16 protein-coding genes and 1 pseudogene are annotated in these 21,950 nt (G+C 40.7%); 13 read left to right on the top strand and 4 right to left on the bottom strand.

Annotated elements, in window-relative coordinates:
* Positions 1-39: 39 nt before the first annotated feature.
* Positions 40-648 carry a superoxide dismutase gene (locus NXS10_RS04875; protein WP_259138293.1) on the top strand — a complete coding sequence of 203 codons (609 nt, stop codon included), beginning with the start codon at positions 40-42 and terminating at the stop codon, positions 646-648.
* Positions 649-731: 83 nt separating this feature from the next.
* On the opposite strand, the gene NXS10_RS04870 is transcribed toward NXS10_RS04875, so the two are convergent.
* From NXS10_RS04870 to queA, 4 genes are all read right to left on the bottom strand, one after another.
* Complete coding sequence (locus tag NXS10_RS04870; RefSeq protein WP_259138291.1) at positions 732-1,403, bottom strand: ABC transporter ATP-binding protein; 672 nt, start codon at positions 1,401-1,403, stop codon at positions 732-734.
* 4 nt (positions 1,404-1,407) lie between these two features.
* Positions 1,408-3,306: a bacteriocin-associated integral membrane family protein gene (locus NXS10_RS04865; protein WP_259138289.1), complete on the bottom strand. Its 1,899-nt coding sequence runs from the start codon at positions 3,304-3,306 to the stop codon at positions 1,408-1,410.
* Positions 3,307-4,322: 1,016 nt separating this feature from the next.
* Positions 4,323-5,558, bottom strand: a complete 1,236-nt coding sequence (locus NXS10_RS04855) for a DUF3114 domain-containing protein (RefSeq protein ID WP_259138287.1) — start codon at positions 5,556-5,558, stop codon at positions 4,323-4,325.
* A gap of 30 nt (positions 5,559-5,588) precedes the next feature.
* Complete coding sequence (gene queA / locus NXS10_RS04850) at positions 5,589-6,617, bottom strand: tRNA preQ1(34) S-adenosylmethionine ribosyltransferase-isomerase QueA (protein WP_259138285.1); 1,029 nt, start codon at positions 6,615-6,617, stop codon at positions 5,589-5,591.
* Positions 6,618-6,764: 147 nt separating this feature from the next.
* On the opposite strand from queA, the gene NXS10_RS04845 reads away from it, so the two are divergent.
* The 12 genes and pseudogenes from NXS10_RS04845 to NXS10_RS04790 all read left to right on the top strand — a co-directional run.
* Positions 6,765-7,469: a glucosamine-6-phosphate deaminase gene (locus NXS10_RS04845; RefSeq protein ID WP_259138283.1), complete on the top strand. Its 705-nt coding sequence runs from the start codon at positions 6,765-6,767 to the stop codon at positions 7,467-7,469.
* A 21-nt stretch (positions 7,470-7,490) separates the two neighbouring features.
* Positions 7,491-8,210: pseudogene (locus NXS10_RS04840) on the top strand (pseudouridine synthase).
* A 169-nt stretch (positions 8,211-8,379) separates the two neighbouring features.
* On the top strand, positions 8,380-8,760 hold the full coding sequence (locus NXS10_RS04835; protein WP_259138281.1) for a DUF1149 family protein: 381 nt from the start codon (positions 8,380-8,382) through the stop codon (positions 8,758-8,760).
* Positions 8,760-9,611 carry a DegV family protein gene (locus tag NXS10_RS04830; RefSeq protein ID WP_259138279.1) on the top strand — a complete coding sequence of 284 codons (852 nt, stop codon included), beginning with the start codon at positions 8,760-8,762 and terminating at the stop codon, positions 9,609-9,611. The genes NXS10_RS04835 and NXS10_RS04830 overlap by 1 nt, the downstream gene beginning before the upstream one ends.
* A gap of 14 nt (positions 9,612-9,625) precedes the next feature.
* A complete protein-coding gene (dapB, locus tag NXS10_RS04825) occupies positions 9,626-10,393 on the top strand; it encodes a 4-hydroxy-tetrahydrodipicolinate reductase (protein WP_259138277.1) in 768 nt (255 codons plus the stop codon).
* On the top strand, positions 10,390-11,595 hold the full coding sequence (locus NXS10_RS04820) for a CCA tRNA nucleotidyltransferase (RefSeq protein WP_259138275.1): 1,206 nt from the start codon (positions 10,390-10,392) through the stop codon (positions 11,593-11,595). The genes dapB and NXS10_RS04820 overlap by 4 nt, the downstream gene beginning before the upstream one ends.
* On the top strand, positions 11,588-13,459 hold the full coding sequence (locus tag NXS10_RS04815; RefSeq protein WP_259138272.1) for an ABC-F family ATP-binding cassette domain-containing protein: 1,872 nt from the start codon (positions 11,588-11,590) through the stop codon (positions 13,457-13,459). Before NXS10_RS04820 ends, NXS10_RS04815 begins: the two co-directional genes overlap by 8 nt.
* Before the next feature lie 13 nt (positions 13,460-13,472).
* Positions 13,473-15,206 (top strand): ABC transporter ATP-binding protein, encoded by a 1,734-nt coding sequence (locus NXS10_RS04810; RefSeq protein ID WP_259138270.1) that lies wholly within the window; start codon positions 13,473-13,475, stop codon positions 15,204-15,206.
* A 9-nt stretch (positions 15,207-15,215) separates the two neighbouring features.
* Positions 15,216-16,988 (top strand): ABC transporter ATP-binding protein, encoded by a 1,773-nt coding sequence (locus NXS10_RS04805; RefSeq protein WP_259138268.1) that lies wholly within the window; start codon positions 15,216-15,218, stop codon positions 16,986-16,988.
* A 110-nt stretch (positions 16,989-17,098) separates the two neighbouring features.
* Complete coding sequence (locus tag NXS10_RS04800) at positions 17,099-18,457, top strand: DUF3440 domain-containing protein (protein WP_259138267.1); 1,359 nt, start codon at positions 17,099-17,101, stop codon at positions 18,455-18,457.
* Positions 18,444-18,974 carry an IbrB-like domain-containing protein gene (locus tag NXS10_RS04795; RefSeq protein ID WP_259138265.1) on the top strand — a complete coding sequence of 177 codons (531 nt, stop codon included), beginning with the start codon at positions 18,444-18,446 and terminating at the stop codon, positions 18,972-18,974. Before NXS10_RS04800 ends, NXS10_RS04795 begins: the two co-directional genes overlap by 14 nt.
* Positions 18,975-19,090: 116 nt before the next feature.
* Positions 19,091-21,950, top strand: a 2,860-nt coding sequence (locus NXS10_RS04790) for a MucBP domain-containing protein (RefSeq protein WP_259138263.1), incomplete at its 3' end; no start/stop codon positions are given.

Genomic DNA, 21,950 nt, shown 5'->3' with positions numbered 1-21,950 from the left:
GATACAATAAGGATACTTCATAGAAAAGAGGAGCTTGATATGGCAATTATCCTACCTGAACTACCCTATGCTTATGATGCTTTAGAACCATATATTGATGCTGAAACGATGACGTTGCATCATGATAAACATCATGCGACTTACGTAGCTAACGTCAATGCGGCATTGGAAAAACATCCCGAGATTGGAGAAGATTTGCTTTCTCTTTTGTCGGATGTCCAAAAGATTCCAGCTGACATCCGTCAAGCGGTTATCAATAATGGTGGTGGGCATCTCAATCATAGTCTGTTTTGGGAGTTGATGACACCAGAAAAAACAGTCATCTCAACTGATTTACAAGTAGCGATTGAGGCAACTTTTGGTTCGTTTGATGCTTTTAAAGAAGCATTTTCAGCAGCAGCTGCAACGCGTTTTGGATCAGGTTGGGCTTGGCTTGTGGTGAATGCAGAAGGTCAACTAGAAGTTATTTCAACAGCTAATCAAGATCACCCCATCATGGAAGGTAAACACCCTATATTGGGACTAGATGTTTGGGAGCATGCTTACTACCTTAACTATCGTAACGTCCGTCCAGATTACATTAAAGCATTCTTTAACGTTATTAATTGGAACAAAGTTGATGAATTGTACCAGAAAGCAAAAGCATAAAAAATAAGCCGTAAGGCTTATTTTTTATGCTAGTTTAATGTCATCATTAAATGTTTCATGAATATTTCCAAACAATGAGCAATCTATGTAGCAATATGTGCTAGATTTTTTAACCGCTCTAAGTCAATGATTCTATCACATTGTTGAGCTTGATTCACATTATGTGTCACTAAAATAATCGTTTTTCCATATTCATCACGTAGCAGTTTTAGCAATTCGAAAGCTATTTGAGCCATTTGAGGATCCAATGAGCCGGTTGGCTCATCTGCTAGAATCAAGTCTCCAGGCTTTAGGATAGCACGAGCAATAGCAATTCGTTGTTGTTCTCCACCTGATAATTCATTAATACGATTTTCCAAGAAAGACTCCATGTGAACTTTTGATAAGATTGTTCTTATTTGTTTCTCTTTTTCTTGTTTCGTTAAATTAGTGTAATGAAGCGCTAACATCAAATTATCACCAACGCTTTCATTTGAAATCAAAGCATTAGACTGAAACAAATAATTTAACACGTTTCGACGGAGATAAGTTGCTTTTTTAGAGTTAACTGGTGGTAGAATCTCCCCATCAATCATGATGCTTCCCTTATCAACAGTTTCTAACAACCCAATAAGGTTGAGCAACGTCGATTTTCCTGAACCAGAAGGACCAATCAACGCAACAAATTCTCTATCTGAAACTTCAAATGAAATATTTTCAATGATATGTTTTGCACCGTAATATTTTGATAACTGTCTGATTGAAATAGCTGGCATATGCTTACTCCTTAAATAAACTTAGGATTTTCTGTTGTTCTTTGCGCAAAAGAAAACCATATAGAAGAACAGACTGCAAACATAGAGATAAAGCAGCAGAAACGATACCCAATTTCGTTTTCAATAAGAAACTAATCAATGCTTCTATAATAGCAGTAGCAATCATCAAAATCATAATTCCTTTATAACGTGTCCATGAACTAAATCCTAAGAAGTATTGTACCATTAAACGTTCTTGATAAGTTATCCGATATATCAATACTAAGGCAGTTAGTATTGAGGTTAAACTCATTAGGATAGCTAAAATGACGCTACCAAATAAATAAAAAGTATAACTCAACTCTTTTTGGCGTCCGTCGATATAGCGACGGACTGGCGTGAATTGAATAGCGTTATCCATAAGATCTGGGAAGTGAGTCGTTATCTCTTTTTTTACACGAGTCAGAATACGTTGATTATCTATTTTAAGATAACCATTGAAACCTGAAACGATAAGATTTGCACTCTCAATAAAATAAAGATTTTCAGGACTAGCTACAAAAATAATCGGATCTTTACTGGTTACCCCTTGCTGTAAATTTGTGGACCAAAGGAAAATATCTTTGGTTGCGGAATAGTTTTTAAAAACGAACTGACGATTTTGTGTAAACGGTGTCTCCACATCTCCTTCATAAACTTTGACACTCTCTTTTAAATATGCTTGCATGCGTTTCTGTTCATCGCTTGTGTAGCTATCTGGAATCAGATACAATCTGCTGCCGTTTCGTATTTGATTTAATTCTTCTTTAGAAAAACGAAAGCCTAGTTCTGTTAAATAATTATAAGAATAAACAAGATACCAAAATGGCTTACTAGGAAGATTTTGATAAGCAGTCACATTTGTCAAAAAATCTTGCCCATAGTATTGACTATGAATTAAATAAACGCCTTTATCATGACCTATCTTGGTATAAAGATGATACATACTTGATTCTAATGTATTACTTGTCCCTGCCAATGTTCCTAGGTCATCACCCTCAGAAAAAGAATCAATTATTTGCATATTCTCAACATTTTTCCACGCTCTAGCAATATGGATATTATCCATAAAACTATACAAAGGAGCATCTAAGCTATAACTGGTAGCAATTAAGATGCCACTTAATGCAAGGTAAGAGCTAATACCTAAAATAGTCAATAACTTACTTGGAAAACGTTTAGAAAGAACAGATAAGGCAGTCACTGAATAAACAATCAAACTAGGAACAATCAAAATAGTAGCTAAAGCCAGCATGGAAAATACAAGATGCCCCATGATAGGGATCAAAATCGAGTAGCTAACTTGAGACCAGCCTGTCAACCACCAAACGCCTACAGCTAATACGGGTGTGCTAAGAAGTGATGGGTAAATAATAGGTTTAAATAATGCTGACCAAAATGCGTTTCGGCTCCATCCTAATAGGATTAGACTACCAAATGTTTCATAAGCCTGAAGAACAATGACAAGCAATACGATTAACAAAGTTAACATTGTAAATAAAAGCAGACCTAGGAGTATAAAAGGAACCAGACCATAATCACGATGACTACCAAATTTTTCCTTGAGAAAGTTTTCCTTTGATAAACCTGTGTTATTTGCAAACTGTTTGATAAATTCACTTTTGTCTGTTTCTGATTTTAAACCATTGACATGGTAGATTCCTGTTAAAGTATTGCTTTTTTTATAAACTTGCTCTAATCGATCAATAACAATCGGCGTGGTAAATAAAGGCCTCGGTAACGCGTAAAGCGTATCACGAGACGCTTCGTCAAGTCCTATCGTTTTCTTGCTATCCTCATGCTCTAGCAAGACTTTTAGCTGTGACTTTGTTAAAACATTTGAATGGTGAAAGTTAAAATCAGAAAAACAATCAGCATTTCCCATAGCATCTATATAGTGCTTTTGTATGCCATCTCCTTTAGCATCTTGAAGGAATCGATGTGTCCAAATAGCTAAATCATTTCTCGAATTTAAATAACGGAATGCTTTTTCTTGCTGAACTGGAGTTAGCTTTTGAAGGTATAGTGTTAGGGTTTGATTATCTTGGTTGTACTGTTGCCATGTTTTTTGGTAAGATACACCTGTAAAAAAATTGCTGTCAGAGCAAATAGTATACTCTGAACAGCAACCAAAAACAGGGCTAGGTATTTTAATTTTCCTAGAAAAATGTTTTTGTTAGTCATAGGCTACTATCCTCGGCAATGTCTAAAAATCTCAATTAACATTACATCTGCTATTTGCCATACAAAGCTTCTTACTATACAGAATAAAGGAGTATTGTATGGCAGTTCAAAATCTCTGTTTTTATACCGATTAGGTAAGCTGTAACTCATAACCTCCTTTCGTGTTAGAATATTAAAATTATTTTGGCTTAACAACAAACATAAACCCTGAATCAAAAATAGCAAGTTAATAAGCTTTGTCTGTCCTCTCCTCACGCTAAGAATAACACAATTTGGAAGCGTTGTCAATGGTTTTTATTTTTCAATATGACAAAAAATAAAAGGGATATGTTTTGGGAAAATAATTTATAAAAGAATTGTGATGAAAAATAATAAAAAGAGGCGACAGCGTCCAGTGGATGTTGTTGCAGTGTGTATACTTTTGGTTTTGCTGATTTTGATTGTTCTTTGCGTGTTTATCATCATGTTTTGGCATGCTTTTCAACTAAACACGACAAGTACGTCGATAAGTAGCGGTTTATATATCGGAGCTAGACAGTCAAACATTAATCGGAGAACACACTAATGATAGAGTGTCTTTTAATGGAGTAATGGCTATTTCTCAGATGCAAAAGCTTTCGCTTGCCTATTCTGAAAATACTTTTATTTATGCTTTAACGACATCGTAGCAATAAGAAAACCCTCTCACTACAATTGCAATGAGAGGGTTCGATGTAATTAATGGGTATTATGAGATGGTGTGAGTAATTTTTGGTAGGTTTTGATGCGTTTTTGAAAGGCTTTAGACAAAGCTTTTGAGAGTTGTTTAGAAGACTTCCCTTCTCGACTGAAAATGCGATTGTGCTTATCTTTTTGTTCCTCTAAACTAGGTTCGACAAAAGTTATACCGTTTGCTGTCATAGCTTTAGTGATAAAGTATGGTTCGTGGTAAACAATGGGGGTTACATCTAATTGAATGTGTCGCTCATCGTTTTGATTGGCATAATTAAAAGTGGCACTGTTGATAATGGCACGTTGTGAGATTTTTTGGACATCTGTTGCGACTAAAAAGTCGCCACTTTTTGAAAGGATGAACTCACTGTGGAAGTGGATGAGGACTTTAAAATTACTCTCTTTACAATTGTCCGCATAAACAGGCTTTAGGATGCCGTTTTGAGTTATCTTGCTTGCCACTTTGTTGTGGTATCTAGCTGATTCATTTAGTGTGTAGTCAGAGCTATTTAGCTTAGCGAGATATTTAGCAAGGGCATCGGCATCTGTATCATTTCCTGTCTTAAAATGACGTCGAATCCACTGGGCTTGCTGGCTAGAGATAATGTAGCGAAACTGATGAAGTTGGATGGCTAATGTATCGTTTTTAGAAAAATTATCATTGGGATAAGCAATCTGTGTCAGCTCTGCTAAGTCGTTCCATAAACTATCAGTTGGTGAGAGGCTATCATCAAAGTGAGTGAGTAGTGCTTTGGTTTGCTGTTGTTGTCCACTGATGACCTGTGGCATATGATCTTGACTTAAAAAAATAGCAAGTAGGTGTTTGGCATGCTCTAGGCGGTATAGTGGCTGCTGGTTTTCGACTTTTGCTAGTTCTGTTTTCCAAAGTCTCCTAAACGTAGTGGTGCCGATGATAGTCGTTTGAGTGAGTGCACGATGGATAGCTTTTTTAGAAAGAGTATTTTGTGAGAGGTAGCGCAGATATGCGTCTTTAATTGTTTCATCTGACCAGCCGACTTTCTGGAGTTTCTTGATACCTATCATCATGTGCTTACGCATGCGCATCTTCTCCAAAAGGTGTAGTTTTTGATAGGCTTTGTTATGCTTTTGAAAATAACTGAGTACCTGCTGTGTGCTTTGGTAGTGTTTTTCAAACTCTAGGCTATTTTTTTCATGTTGAAAAACGACAAAGCTGATAATACACAAAAGGATGATACTCAGTAAACGTTTGAGGTAAATCATCATTTTTCCTTTTGCATTTTTTTTGAAGAGTTATTTGATAAACATAGCATCGCCAAAGCTAAAGAAACGATAGTGTTTGTCAATGGCGTGTTGGTATGCTTCAAGGACAAATTCACGTCCTGCAAAGGCAGACACTAGCATGACAAGTGTTGATTTTGGTAAGTGGAAATTTGTTGAAAAAGCATCAACCACTTTAAATGTATAGCCAGGCTTGATAAAGATGTTTGTCCAACCGCTGTCAGCTTTGATGTCGCCGTTGAATTTTGAACCGATAGTTTCAAGCGTACGGATAGATGTTGTTCCGACTGCAACAACACGTCCACCCGCAGTTTTCACATCACGGAGCGTTTGAGCAGCTTTTTCAGACAGTGTGTAAAATTCAGAGTGCATTTCGTGCTCTTCGATATTATCGACAGATACTGGGCGGAAAGTTCCTAGCCCAACATGAAGTGTCAGATAGACAAGCTTAACACCTTTTGACTCGATTTTGGCAAGCAAATCTTTAGTGAAGTGAAGTCCAGCAGTCGGAGCGGCAGCAGAGCCATTTTCTTTAGCATAAACGGTTTGGTAACGGTTTGGGTCATCTAATTTTTCATGAATGTATGGTGGCAATGGCATTTCGCCAAGGCTTTCCAAAACTTCAAGAAAGATACCGTCATAAGCAAATGAAACAATACGTCCGCCGTGATCTAATTCTTCAACTACAGTAGCAGTTAAACGCCCATCACCGAATGCTATTTTAGCTCCGACACGTAAGCGTTTTGCAGGTTTTGCGAGAACTTCCCATTGGTCATCCTGTGTATTTTTCAAAAGAAGCAATTCCACATGACCATGTGTGTCTGTTTTTTCACCGTAAAGACGGGCAGGAAGCACACGCGTATTGTTCATAACAAGCGCATCGCCAGAATTTAACTCATCTAAAATGTGGTCAAAATGGGTATCTACCATAGTGTGTTTATTGTGGTCAATGACCAAGAGTTTGGAACCATCTCGTTTTTCAAGAGGAGTCTGAGCAATTAACTTCTCTGGTAAATCAAAATCAAAATCATTTGTATTCACGAAAATTCTCCTTTATTTATCCATGAATGGTGCTTTTTTATTATATCACAAAAAAAGTCAAAGATAGTTGAGATTTTTCTTGACAAATATTGGTCTATACCATATAATAATAACAAATATTGGTCTATACCTAAAGGAGGATATAACATGCACATTGTGACAGTAGCAGATGCTAAAGAAGGTGGTAAAAAAGCTTTTGAGCTCTTAAGAGATAGTATGAAAAAAGGCAGTAGAACCTTGGGATTGGCAACAGGTAGCACTCCTTTGACATTTTACCAGGAAATTGTAAAAAGCGATTTGGACTTTAGCCAAATGATCAGTCTCAATCTGGATGAGTATGTGGGTCTGTCGGCTAGTCATCCGCAAAGCTATGCGTACTTTATGGAAGAGCACCTCTTTAAGGCAAAGCCTTTTAAAGCGCACTACTTGCCAAATGGTTTAGCAGAAGATTTATCAGCTGAGGCGAAACGTTATGATGAGCTACTTGCGACACATCCAATTGATTTTCAGATTTTGGGAATTGGCCGCAATGGACATATAGGCTTTAATGAACCAGGGACGCCTTTTGATGAGACGACACACGTGGTTGATTTGACAGAGAGTACGATTGAAGCAAACAGTCGTTTCTTTGATAACGAAGAAGTACCTAAGCAAGCGATTTCAATGGGTATTGCTTCAATCATTGCAGCTAAGCAGATTGTGCTGATGGCTTATGGAAAAGATAAAGCAGAAGCTATAAGAGGATTAGTGGAAGGCAAGCAAACACTGGAACTACCAGCTAGTAGCTTAAAAGGACATCCTCATCTCTACCTCGTTTTGGATAAAGAGGCAGCTTCTCTTTTGAAATCTTAAAAGATGTGCTACAATAATGGCATGCGATTGGACAAATTATTGGAAAAAGCAAATATTGGATCACGTAGTGTTGTCAAAAGACTTATCCGCTCTCACCAAGTGCGTATTGATGGACAGGTGGTTACTAAAATAAATCTAAACGTTGATAGCCATCTGCAGAAGATTACTGTATCTGGTAACCCCATTTCTGTTGAGGGAGAAATTTATCTAATGTTAAATAAACCCTCTGGTGTAGTGAGTGCAGTCAGTGATGACAAACATCAAACGGTTGTAGATTTAGTAGCACCTAGGGATAGAAAAGAAGGTCTATATCCGATTGGCAGGCTAGACCGTGATACCGAGGGATTATTACTCTTGACAACCAATGGTCCTCTTGGTTTTCGTATGCTACATCCTAAGCACCATGTTCAAAAGACTTATTATGTTGAGGTAAACGGATTACTTAAAAAAGATGCACTCCATTTTTTGAAAACGGAGTGTCTTTTTCAGATGGGACGCTCTGTCAACCAGCACAGATAGAGCTCTTAGAAGTTGGACAAACAAAAAGCAGCGCTTATCTGACCATACAAGGAGGGAAAGCACCATCAAGTAAAAAAGATGTTTTTAGCTTACGGTCTTAGAGTGACCTACTTAAAGCGCATTCGTTTTGGACCTTTTTGGCTAGAAGACAATCTAGCAATCGGAACTTACAGAGCACTAAGCCCTATCGAATGTCACTTCTTAAAAGAATATTTAGATTAGTGTTGACTGATAGCAATCTAGTCTAAAAGAAATTTGAACTTTAATCCTTTCTTAAAATATGCTATAATGAATCTGGCTTGCTAAATGAGGTTGTTTAATTTGAAACATTTAAGAGATACAAAAATTTATATTTGTGGTGACATCTCATACGATAGATAAGGAGAAGAACATGGAACTTACCCGTGAAAAAGAATTTGTAAATCAATACCACTATGATGCTAGAAATTTAGAGTGGGAAAAAGAAAACGGAACCCCAGAGACAAATTTTGAGGTGACTTTTCAGCTCTCAGAGCGTGACGAGATAGCAGTTAAGACAAGTGTTGTTGCTGTTTTGCAATTTATGGTTGTCCGTGATGAGTTTGTCATTAGTGGTGCGGTGTCACAGTTAATTCATATCAAAAATCGTTTGATTAATGCACCAAGAGATTTTAGTCAAGAAGAAGTTGAAAACATAGCAGCCCCTCTACTTGATGTGGTGCAGCGATTAACGTATGAAGTTACAGAAATTGCCCTTGACCGTCCGGGCTTGAATTTGGAGTTTAACAGTTAATGAAATTAGCTATAATTACTGATAATACAGCGGTATTACCGCAAGAAGTTGCAGAACGAGAGGATGTTTTTATCCTTGACATTCCTATCACGATTGACGGAGCAACTTATGTTGAAGGGAAAAATCTAACCATTAGCGAGTTTTATGCTAAAATGGCTACCTCAAAGACTCTTCCCAAAACAAGCCAACCAAGTCTTGCAGATTTAGAAGAAATTTTAAGTGAGATTGAAAGCGCTGGCTTTACTCATGTCATCGGTCTCTTTCTATCCTCTGGTATTTCAGGCTTTTGGCAAAATATTCAGTTCTTAATTGATGAGTATAAAAATATGACTATTGCTTTTCCAGATAGTCATATCACCTCCTATCCTCTAGGTCGTATGGTGATCAATTGCCTACGCTTAGCAGACGAGGGAGTCGTTTTTGAGACTATTCTAAAAAAGCTTGCTTATCAGATTGATAAAACGCAAGCTTATATTGTGGTAGATGATTTAAATCATTTTGTCAAAGGGGGACGTTTATCAAATGGCGCTGCGATGCTTGGCAATCTTTTAAGTATCAAGCCTCTTTTGTATTTTGATGATGAGGGGAAAATCATCGTTTATGAAAAAGTTCGCACAGAAAAGAAAATCATGAAGCGCATGCTTGCGATTTTAGAGGAGACAACTGCAGCTAGCGATCATGATTATGATATATTTATCATTGAAGGACATGCTCTTGATAAGGCAAAGCGCTTACGAGTAATGTTGGCAGACAAAGGGTATAATCAAGTTGATATCACTAGTTTTGGCAGCGTTATTGCTACACACCTTGGTGAGGGAGCGATTTGTTTTGGTGTTACGCCAAGAATTTAAAAAAGGAGATAAGAATGCCGATAAAAGTCATCATTGCAGGATTTACAGGGCGCATGGGGAGTGCTGCACTGGACATGGTCAAAAAGGATAAGGAGCTTGAACTTGTTGCTCTCTTATCACCTATAGCTAAACAAAAAGAGCTAGATGGTGTACCTGTCTATCATCAAAAAGAGGAGCTAGTGGGACTAAATGCAGATGTTTGGGTGGATTTTACCGTACCAGAAGTAGCCTATACTAATACGCGTTTTGCCCTTGAGAATGGTTTTGCTCCTGTTGTAGGGACAACCGGATTTACAGAAAGTGAAATAGAAGAGTTGATTGCTTTCTCAGCTGAGAAAAAGCTGGGTGGGTTGATTGCTCCAAATTTTGCCATTGGAGCTATTTTGCTCATGGAGTTTGCAGCTAAAGCTGCACAGTATTTCCCAGATCTCGAGATTATTGAGTTGCATCATGATCAGAAAAAAGATGCTCCTAGCGGAACGGCTATCAAGACGGCAGAACTCATCTCTCGAGTAAGACAGTCTAAACATCAAGGCCTTCCTGATGAAACCGAGTCTCTAGCAGGGGCTCGTGGGGCTGAGTATGATGGCTTTCGTATTCACAGTGTGCGCTTGCCAGGACTGGTTGCCCATCAAGAGGTTATCTTTGGGGCGCAAGGCGAAGGACTGACGCTTCGTCATGATTCCTATGATCGGAGCTCTTTTATGAGTGGCGTCAACCTAGGAATTAAAAAAGTAGTAACAGCGCAAAAATTAGTTTATGGTTTGGAAAAATTACTATGAAATTGACACACTTGCCTTCTGAATTTCAGAAGGCTTTGCCCATATTACAGAAAATCCGTTTGGCAGGATACGAAGCTTACTTTGTTGGTGGTAGTGTTCGTGATGCTTTGCTAAATCGCCCTATCCACGATGTTGATATTGCTACAAGTTCTTATCCCGAGGAGATCAAGCAGATTTTTAAGCGGACAGTGGATATTGGTATTGAGCATGGTACGGTTTTGGTACTAGAGGATGATGGTGAGTATGAGATTACGACTTTTAGGACAGAGGAAGTCTACGTAGACTATAGACGTCCTAGTCAGGTCAATTTTGTCCGTTCACTTGATGAGGATCTCAAACGCCGTGATTTTACGGTCAATGCTTTTGCTTTAGATCAAGATGGTGAGGTTATTGACCATTTTGGAGGACTGAGTGACCTAGAGGATAAAATTTTGCGTGCTGTCGGCGAGCCACAGGAGCGTTTTAGTGAGGATGCACTTAGGATTTTGCGAGGCCTGCGCTTTTTAGCAAGTCTTGATTTTAGACTTGAGGAGAGGACTTTTTCAGCTATGAAGAGCCATGCATATCTCCTAGAGAAAATCTCAGTAGAGCGTTCCTTTATCGAGCTGGATAAGTTGCTTTTGGCGCCTTTTTGGAAAAAAGGTCTGCATACTTTTGTGAAGTGTGAAGCTTATCGCTATTTGCCACAATTGCAAGACAAAGCATCTGCTCTACTTGCAATGACTGAGGAGATGGAGTTGCCCTCATTTGATAGTTCGACACAAGCTTGGGCGGCACTTCTTTTGCAGATGAACTGCCAACATCCTAAGGATTTTTTGAAAGCGTGGAAAACCTCTAGTCACTTTCAAAAAGAAGTGACGGCTATCATGACCATTTATAAGACGCGTTTGGTTCAGTCTGTTGATAGGCGTTTGCTTTACCAATATGGCAGAAACTTAGTGTACTTAGCGGAGCGTTTGCGTAAGGCAAAGGGGTTATCGGTTGACTATGAGAGTATTGATACGATATATCTCCAATTGCCTATCTACGATAAGCGAGAGATTGTGGTGAATGGAGCAGATCTTATCAAGCAGATTGGATTAAGACCTGGTCCTAGTTTGGGACAGCATTTGTCAGCTGTGGAGCTTGCGATTGTGGATGGTGACTTAGCCAATGATCAACACTCTATTTTAGAGTTTGTGAGAAGGAGACAAGATGAGTGATTTTTTAGTAACACACTTGACCAAGTCGGTGGGTGATAAAACTGTTTTTAAGGATATTTCCTTTATCATTCGTAATCTTGATCGAATCGGGATTATCGGAGTGAATGGTACAGGTAAGACGACACTTTTAGACGTTATCTCTGGTGAGCTAGGATATGACGGTGATGTGTCGCCTTTTTCATGCTCCAATGATTATAAGATAACCTACTTGACACAAGTCCCTCACTTTGATGAAGACAAGACAGTACTTGAGACGGTTCTTGATTCAAGTCTACGTGAGATGCAGTTGATACATCGCTATGAGACTTTGTTGATGGATTATGATGAGAGTAAGCAAGATGCACTGGAGGCAGTGATGGCGGAGATGGATAGTCTTGATGCTTGGTCTATTGAAAGCGAAGTTAAGACTGTCCTAACAAAGCTTGGTATCTCAGAGTTGACCAGTAGCATTTCAAGCTTATCTGGCGGTCTTAGACGTCGTGTCCAGTTGGCGCAAGTCTTGCTTGGAGATTCGGACTTGCTTTTACTAGATGAGCCAACCAATCATTTGGATATTGCTACCATTGCATGGCTGACGACTTATCTCAAAACCAGTAAAAAGACTGTTGTTTTTATTACACATGACCGTTATTTTTTGGACAATGTAGCTACACGTATTTTTGAGTTGGCAGATAGCCAGCTGACTGAATACCAAGGTAATTACCAAGACTATGTACGCTTACGGTCTGAGCAGGATGAGCGTGATGCTAGTATGCTTCACAAGAAAAAGCAACTCTATAAACAGGAGCTTTCTTGGATGTGTACCCAACCGCAAGCGCGTGCAACCAAGCAACAAGCTCGTATCAATCGTTTTAATGACTTGAAAACTGATTTGAAAAAGGCGGGCAATAAGGCAGAACTAGCCCTTCATTTTGAGTCCAGTCGTATCGGCAAGAAAGTAATTGCTTTCTCTCATGTGTCCTTTTCTTATGAAAAAAGACAGATTTTATCCGACTTTAACCTCCTTATCCAAAATAAGGATCGTATTGGGATTGTCGGTGACAATGGTGTTGGGAAGTCTACACTTCTCAATCTCATGACTAAGCGTTTAGAGCCTACTGCTGGTGAAGTTGAGCTAGGTGCGACAGTGCGTATAGGTTATTTCTCGCAGCAGCTGATTGATATGGATGAGTCAAAGCGTGTCATTAGCTATCTCCAAGAGGTTGCAAGTGAGGTCAAAACTGGAGATGGCGTACGCAGTGTGACAGAACTTTTAGAGCAGTTTTTATTTCCACGATCAACACATGGCACGACAATCGCAAAACTCTCAGGTGGTGAGAAAAAACGCTTGTATCTCTTACGTTTACTGATTGAAAAGCCTAATGTTCTTTTGCTTGACGAACCGACAAATGATTTGGATATTGCTACTTTGACTGTTTTGGAGAAATTTTTACAAGAGTTTTCTGGTCCTGTTATCACAGTCAGTCACGATCGTTATTTTCTAGATAAAGTTGCTAGCAAAATTCTAGCTTTTGAAAATGGTACGGTGCGTGCCTATGTTGGGAACTATACAGACTATCTCGATGAGAAAGCCTTTGAGCAAGCAACTCTTGAAAAACAAAAGCAAAATGCCAAACCGACCACAGCCGTAAAAAAAGAATCTGCTAAAAAGCGTATGTCTTATTTTGAAAAGCAAGAGTGGGCGACAATTGAGGAGGAAATTAGCCAGTTAGAAGAGCATATCAAAGCAATTGAAGATGAGATGCAGACGTGCGGTAGTGACTTTATACGACTATCAGATTTACAAAAAGAGCTAGACGATGCAAACGAGCGCTTACTTGAGAAGTATGAGCGCTATGAGTATCTAAGTGAATTAGAAAATTAAGAAAGGAGATGTTATGGGCTATATTTGGTCTTACATCAAAAAATATCCTAAGTGGTTGTTTTTAGACCTTTTAGGAGCACTTCTCTTTGTTGTTGTTAATCTAGGAATGCCAACCATGCTGGCACGCATGATTGACCAAGGGGTTACAAAAGGAAACGCCAAGGCAATTTATTTTTGGGCAGGTATGATGGCGATTATCGTTGTGCTTGGAATTATTGGACGTGTTACGCTGAGCTATGCTTCTGGGCGTTTGACATCAACGATGATTCGTGACATGCGAAATAATATGTATACTAAGTTGCAACAGTATTCGCACCATGAGTACGAAAAAATCGGTGTACCGTCACTTGTGACACGTATGACAAGTGATGCTTTTGTCTTGATGCAGTTTACAGAGCAGGTGCTGCGGATGGGTGTAGTAGCTCCCTTGATGATTCTCTTTAGTATTATGATGATTTTAGTGACAAGCCCCTCTCTTGCGTGGGTGGTTGTTGTTGCTATCCCTTTTCTCATCTGGGTGGTGGCTTATGTCGCTATCAAGACACGTCCGCTGTCAGAAAAGCAGCAGGCGCTTTTGGATAAAATAAACCAGTACGTTCGAGAAAACCTCACAGGGCTTCGTGTTATCCGTGCTTTTGCTAGAGAGGATTTTCAAGAAGAACGCTTTGATGTGGCAAATGTCGACTATACAATGACATCTAATCGTCTCTTTAAATTGACAGGACTCACAGAGCCACTTTTTGTACAAATCATCGTTGCTATGATTATTGCTATTGTCTGGTTTGCTCTTAAACCACTTGGCGCTGGTTCACTTCAAATTGGTGATTTGGTTGCCTTTATCGAGTATAGTTTTCACGCTCTCTTTTCATTCCTGCTTTTTGCCAATCTTTTTACGATGTACCCTAGGACAGCTGTTTCTAGCAGTCGTATTCAGGAGGTTATGGCGATGCCTATTTCCATTGATCCAAATGAAAAGGGCATTACAGAGACCAAAGAGCGTGGTTATCTTGAGTTTGACAATGTCACCTTTGCTTATCCTGGAGAGACAGAAAGCCCAGTCTTACATAATATCAGTTTTAAGGCAAGTCCTGGGGAGACTATTGCCTTTATCGGATCGACAGGATCTGGTAAGTCGTCACTGGTTAATCTCATCCCACGTTTTTACGATGTGACACTCGGTAAGATTTTAGTGGATGGTGTGGACGTTAGAGACTATAACCTTAAGGCGCTACGTCAAAAGATTGGTTTTATTCCGCAAAAAGCACTGCTCTTTACAGGAACAATCGGAGATAACCTCAAATATGGTAAAGAAGATGCAACCTTAGATGACCTGCGTCAGGCAGCTGATGTCGCCCAAGCTAAAGAATTTATCGAAAGCCGCAAAGAAGCTTTTGAGACCCATCTGGCTGAGGGTGGGAGCAATCTCTCTGGTGGTCAAAAACAACGTCTGTCCATCGCTCGTGCAGTGGTCAAAGACCCTGAGATTTATATCTTTGATGACTCTTTTTCAGCGCTTGACTATAAGACTGATGCTATCTTACGTCGCCGCCTCAAAGAAGTAACAGGCGATAGCACCGTGCTTATCGTAGCGCAACGTGTCGGTACTATCATGAATGCCGATCAAATTATTGTCCTTGATGAGGGCGAAATCGTAGGACGTGGCACACATGATGAACTCATGAAGTCAAATGCCATCTACCGTGAAATTGCCAACTCCCAACTCAATCAATCACAAGCAACGAAATAGGAGGAAATGATGAAACAAAGAAGTGTCTTTTTACGCTTGTGGGATTACCTCAAGCATTACAAGGGAGCTTTGTTCCTTGCTGTTTTTTTGAAAATTCTTAGCGCTGTTATGAGTGTGCTGGAGCCTTTTGTTATTGGTCTTGCCATCACTGAGATTACCAACAATCTCCTTGATATGGCAAAAGGTGTTCAAGGTGCGCACATCAATGTGTCTTATGTCGGTGTGATATTGATTATCTACTTTATGCGTGGTTTTTTGTTTGAGATTGGTTCTTACGGTTCAAACTATTTCATGACCAACGTCGTCCAAAACAGTGTGCGTGATTTGCGTCGCGACCTCAGTCATAAAATCAACAGTATTCCTATCTCTTATTTTGACAAGCATCAGTTTGGGGACATGCTAGGACGCTTTACCAGTGATGTTGAAACCGTCTCAAATGCACTTCAGCAGAGTGTTCTCAAGATTATCGAGGCGATGCTTACCATTGTCCTTGTCCTTGGTATGGTGTTTTACCTCAATGCCGAGTTAGCCCTAGTCTTTCTGGTTTGTGTTCCGCTGACCTATATCATCTCTCAGTATATCCTGAAAAAATCACAACCTTATTTTAAACGTCAAGCCAATCTCGTTGGAGAGTTAAACGGCTTTGTCCAAGAAAAATTGACAGGATTTAACGTTATCAAACTTTACGGACGTGAAGAAGCCTCTACCAAGGACTTTCAAGCCATTACAGATGAGCTGCGCAAGGTTGGCTTTAGAGCGAGCTTTGTCTCTGGTATCATGATGCCAGTGCTAAACGCTATCAACGAAACTGCCTATCTCATCGTGGCACTATTAGGTGGTCTGCAAGTCCTCGCTGGTAAACTCACCGTCGGTAATATGCAAGCCTTTGTCCAATACGTCTGGCAAATCAGCCAACCTATCCAAACTATCTCTCAGCTTGCAAGCGTCCTCCAAAGCGCCAAATCCTCTCTAGAGCGGATTTTTGAGGTACTAGATGAAGATCCAGAAGTTTCAGAGGTTACAGAGCACTTAGAACACGACCTTAGCGGACGTGTCAGCTTTGAGCATGTCGACTTTCAGTATGTCGCTGATAAACCTCTTATCCGTGATTTTAACTTAGAAGTCAATCCCGGTGAGATGGTTGCTATCGTAGGACCTACTGGTGCTGGTAAGACGACACTTATCAACCTACTCATGCGCTTTTACGATGTGACTAGTGGCGCTATCAAGGTTGATGGTTGTGATATTCGCCAGATTTCTCGACAAGAATACCGCAAGCAGTTTGGTATGGTCTTGCAAGACGCTTGGCTTTATGAGGATACGATTAAGGAAAATCTGCGTTTTGGTAATCTCGAAGCTACAGACAATGAAATCGTAGAAGCGGCTCTTGCAGCCAACGTTGACCACTTTATCCGCACGCTTCCTGGTGGCTACAACATGGAGATGAACCAAGAGTCTAGCAATGTCTCTCTCGGTCAAAAGCAACTCCTCACCATTGCGCGTGCTCTTTTAGCCGATCCTAAGATTCTCATTTTGGATGAAGCAACCTCATCGGTAGATACACGTCTTGAGCTCCTCATCCAAAAAGCCATGAGTAAACTCATGGAAGGGCGCACCAGCTTTGTCATCGCCCACCGTTTATCAACTATCCAAGAAGCAGATAAAATCCTTGTCCTAAAAGACGGACAAATCATCGAGCAAGGCACTCACCAAAGCCTACTAGCTGATAAAGGTTTCTATTCTGACCTCTATAACAGCCAGTTTGCCAATCAAAACGAATGATGGCTTTGTAGACACTCATTAGTCTACTAAGTTCTTAAAAAGTCTAAAGACGAACAAAACAACAAAGATGTTCGCTAGAGAAACATTTAGCAGATTAGAAAGGGACTGCCATGACCCAAGTTAAAATGAATAAAAAGTATCAGGATAAAAATGTCTATGAGGCACTGCTTGAGCGCTTTCATTTTATTTTCAAGGAGTTTGACAATATCTATCTCTCTTTTTCAGGCGGAAAGGATAGTGGGCTTTTACTTCGTCTTTTACTTGATTTCCGAGATGAGCATTATCCTGAGAAGCACATTGGCATCTTTCATCAAGACTTCGAGGCGCAGTATAGTGAGACGACAAAGTATGTCGATAGAACCTTTAAGTATCTCTCAAAGCAGCCTCACGTTTCCTGTTATTGGGTTTGTCTTCCAATGGCGAGTCGAACCGCTGTTAGCAATTATGAGATGTTCTGGTATCCTTGGGATGATGAAAAGGAGGACATCTGGGTGAGAGAGCGCCCAAAGTACGACTATGTTGTCACCCTCGAAAATAATCCCATGACGACCTATCGCTACAAAATGCACCAAGAAGATTTAGCAAAGCAGTTTGGTAAATGGTATTGCAAAGAGCATGGTGATAAAAAAACGATTGCACTACTTGGTATACGAGCTGACGAGTCCATGCAGCGTTACAGCGGTTTTATCAACAAAAAGCACGCCTACAAAGACAACTGCTGGATTACCAATCAATTTAAGAATGTCTGGGCAGCTTCCCCTCTTTACGACTGGACCGTAGAAGACATCTGGCATGCTTACTATCGCTTTGACTATGACTACAATCATCTCTATGACTTGTACTACAAGGCAGGTCTATCTGTCTCCCAGATGCGTGTCGCCTCTCCCTTTCAAGACTATGCAGTCGATTCGCTCAATCTATATCGCGTCATCGATCCAGAAATCTGGACAAAACTACTAGGAAGAGTGCGAGGGGCAAATTTTGGCAATATCTATGGACGCTCCAAAGCGCTCGCCTATCGTAGAGCTGTCTTGCCACCTGGGCATACGTGGAAATCCTACACGCAATTTCTCCTTGTCACTCTACCACCAAGGCTACAAAAAAACTATATTCAAAAGTTTAACAAGTCTATTCATTTTTGGCATCATGTGGGTGGAGGTCTGAGTGAGGAGACTATCGCAGAATTAAAAGAAAAAGGTTATCGTATCAAGCGAAACGGTGTATCCAACTACACCATTTTCAAAAACTCTCGCATTATCTTTCTGGATAAAATCCCAGACAATACCGACGACATAACGACAACCAAGGACATCCCTAGCTGGAAGCGTATGTGCTTTTGCATACTAAAAAATGATCACATCTGCCGTTTTATGGGCTTTGGTCTGACAAGGCAGGAGCAGGAGAAGATAAATAGGATAAAGGAAAAGTATAAAAGCATAAAGGAGCTGGAAAAACATGACGAAGTATGAAAGCCCTGTCTATCACGTGCAGGCTATTCCTATTGAGAAAATCACACCCAATGACTACAATCCCAACGCAGTAGCGCCACCTGAGATGAAATTGCTCTATGATAGTATCCTGTCAGATGGCTACACCATGCCCATTGTCTGCTATTATGACGCTAGTCATGACAATTATATCATCGTCGATGGCTTTCATCGCTACCAAATCATGAAAGACTATCCTGACATCTATGAAAGAGAGGGGGGCAAGCTTCCCGTATCCGTGATTGATAAGCCACTAGAACATCGCATGGCATCAACCATCCGACACAATCGTGCTAGAGGCAGTCACGATGTCGACCTGATGAGTAACATCGTCAAAGACCTACATGAGCTTGGGCGGTCTGATAACTGGATTTCAAAACATCTGGGTATGGACAAGGACGAAATCCTACGTCTCAAGCAGATTACAGGCCTAGCAGCACTGTTCAAAGATTATGATTTTAGCCAGGCTTGGGAGCCTGATGAAACACTTCTTGAGTAAATGACAATTTTTTATTATAACCTTAAAAAGAGTTGAACATTTTTCTTGATTTTGTCGAAAAAATAACGTAAAATAAGGCGTAAAAAATTATTTTATGGAAAAGGAGTACTTCTGAAATGTACGGTAAACATTCTAGTAAGAAATCGCGCCAGCGATTTTCTCTTCGTAAGTTAAGTGTCGGTACGGCTTCAGTGCTTATTGGAACATTGATATTCCTTGGGCAAAACGAGTCAGTAGCCGCTGACAACACAGCAAGCACAGACAAATCGTCTGCACTCGTGACATCTGGAAATAGTAGTGGCGACACAGAACAAGCCGATCAGGCGAGCACTACCACAACTCAAGCAGACGCCAGTGCAGATCTTGCCACTGACCAAACAAGTAGCAACAGCACCACACCTGTAGCTGAAGATTCAGCAACAAAGGCTAGCGAGAGTGAGGAAAGTAGTGCCTCAACTGCTGATACCACAGATGCTGATAAGGCAAGCGCTACAGAAGCAGTAGAGGACAAATCCTCAAGCGACAGCGCTACAGCTACAGAGGATGCAGATACTACAGAAACAACAAAAGTAGCAGATGATACGACAGCTACAGCAAGCACAAGTGCAAACACAGCATCTGCTAAGGCAACTGCCACTGAAAAAGCAGATGACACAGCAACAGCTGCTACAGCTACTGATGAAACATCAAACAACGCTGCTACAAGCACAGACGCAGAAAGCACAAACACGCTATCTGTCAATGTCGCAGATACGACAGCTACAAACGCAAACTCTGCCGATACTCTGAGAGCAAGCAAGGTAGACGCTACCGTGCTTAGCAATCTCACCACAAGTAACGACGCCTCAAGCACTGGTAAAGTCAGAAGAAAGCGTGCAACGACTGATACAGATAGCTCATCTACAAGTGATGATACCTACGCTGGCTACTCAGTCTCTATCCCTGACCAATCAAACGGTGTCCTAAAAGACCCAGAAGATGGACGCTTCACCTTCAATAACATGAAGAACAACGCCACTGGCTCTACCTATGTTTTCTCAGTCAAAGACGCAGCCTCTATCGCAGATGATGATGTCGCAGATGATAAGGAATCAAAAGAAATCTATGTAACAGTCTATGACAAAGACGGTACAGTCACTAAGCAGTTCTCTATCAACCGTTTCAGTGGCTCAGGAGTGAAAGAAACACTTGAAAACACGACTTTCTCCTTATTAGATGACAATAGTATCCAGCTAAATGAAACAGACCCAAACACTACCTATACTAACTCTTACTCGGCACTGTCATCATCAAGTGATAATAAAAATTCTACCTACAACCTCGTTATCCCACGACTCATTGACCAAAAGACAGACTACTACAATCTACTGACAGATGAGTCTATCAAGGATACCTATAAACAAACAGCATGGCAAGGCTATGACTATACCACAACGCCGATAGAGATAGACGGCTACCGCTATGTCAAGTCAACCAACAACGAGTCAGGTACAGTAAGCGTCAATCAACCACGCTTCAAAGGTTCAGTCAGCTATAGGAAAGTACAGACGACAGTAGCAGGTGCAAAAATAACGCTTTACATCAAAGCGACTGTTGTCGATACCAAGCAGACTCTATCAAGAACGGTGTACATGACACCTTCTACAAGTAGTTCACTCCCAGATGCAGAGACTTTCTTTACAAACATCTCAGACTATACGACCTACACAGACAAGATCTACACTCCTGTGACAGACTTGACAGCGAAGTCATCAAACGGTAACTACACTTATAGTGACGTTGCGGCAAATGATGCGAACGCTTTCTACCTCGCACGGACAGACGGCAAGTACTTTTCTTCTTCTTCTTCTTCTTCTTCTGTATCTGTTACAGCATATAAGAATCTATTGGATTCAGATAAGACTCCTGTCACCTACAAGGTAACTTTCATGCTGCCATATGCAGATAAGACGATGATTGCTGCTGATAGTGTCGGAAATAAAGCAACACTAAACAATGCTATCACAACCTTCTCTGACGTTCGTTACTACTACATCCCACAAGGAAGTGTAGAAGTGACCTATGTCAATACAGATGGCGAGACAATCAAGGATACGCTCGAGCTTGTCTCTACACAGGATATCGGTACAGAAAGCGCTAGTGTGGTGACCTACAACACCTACGACGCTACAGGCGAGACGGCTGCCCCAACAACCATCACTACAGCAGATGGTAAGACCTACGAATTAGCAGAAGAAGGTGTTTATGAAGCAGGTGCTGTTGATAGTGCGGGACACCTCACAACCTCTGCTGCGACAACCGGAGATTTAGCACTCGGTAAGCAGACCGTCACTTACGTTTATAAGGAAGTCAAAGGCAATGTCAATGTGACCTACGTTGATACAGAAGGGAACACGATTCATACAACAGTCGTAGATACCCAAAATGCTTCAACAGGCACAGCCTACGACACCAGCGACAACAAGCCAGCAACCATCACGACAGCAGATGGTAAGACTTATGAACTTGTTTCTGCAGGTGAGTACACCGTTGGTACAGTAGACGCAGAAGGTCACTTAACAAGTTCTGATGCAACGACAGGTGAAGTAGCCGTTGGCACGAAGACCGTGACCTACGTCTACCAAGAAGTCAAAGGTACCGTAACCGTACACTACGTGGATGAAGACGGCACTGTCCTCAAAGATCCTGTCATCGACACACCAGAAAGCTCAACAGGTACAGCCTACGACACAACGGACAACAAGCCAGCAACCATCACGACAGCAGATGGTAAGACCTACGAACTTGTCCCAGAGTTGACAAGCGGACAAGAAACCGGCACAGTTGTTCCAGGCAACACCGATGTGACCTACGTTTATAAGGAAGTCAAAGGCAATGTCAATGTGACCTACGTTGATACAGAAGGGAACACGATTCATACAACAGTCGTAGATACCCAAAATGCTTCAACAGGCACAGCCTACGACACCAGCGACA

It is taken from the genome of Streptococcus sciuri, from assembly GCF_024814375.1.
GTDB lineage: Bacteria > Bacillota > Bacilli > Lactobacillales > Streptococcaceae > Streptococcus > Streptococcus sciuri.
The sequence above is the reverse complement of the archived record's forward strand: the minus strand, read 5'-3'. Positions and strand labels throughout refer to the sequence as shown.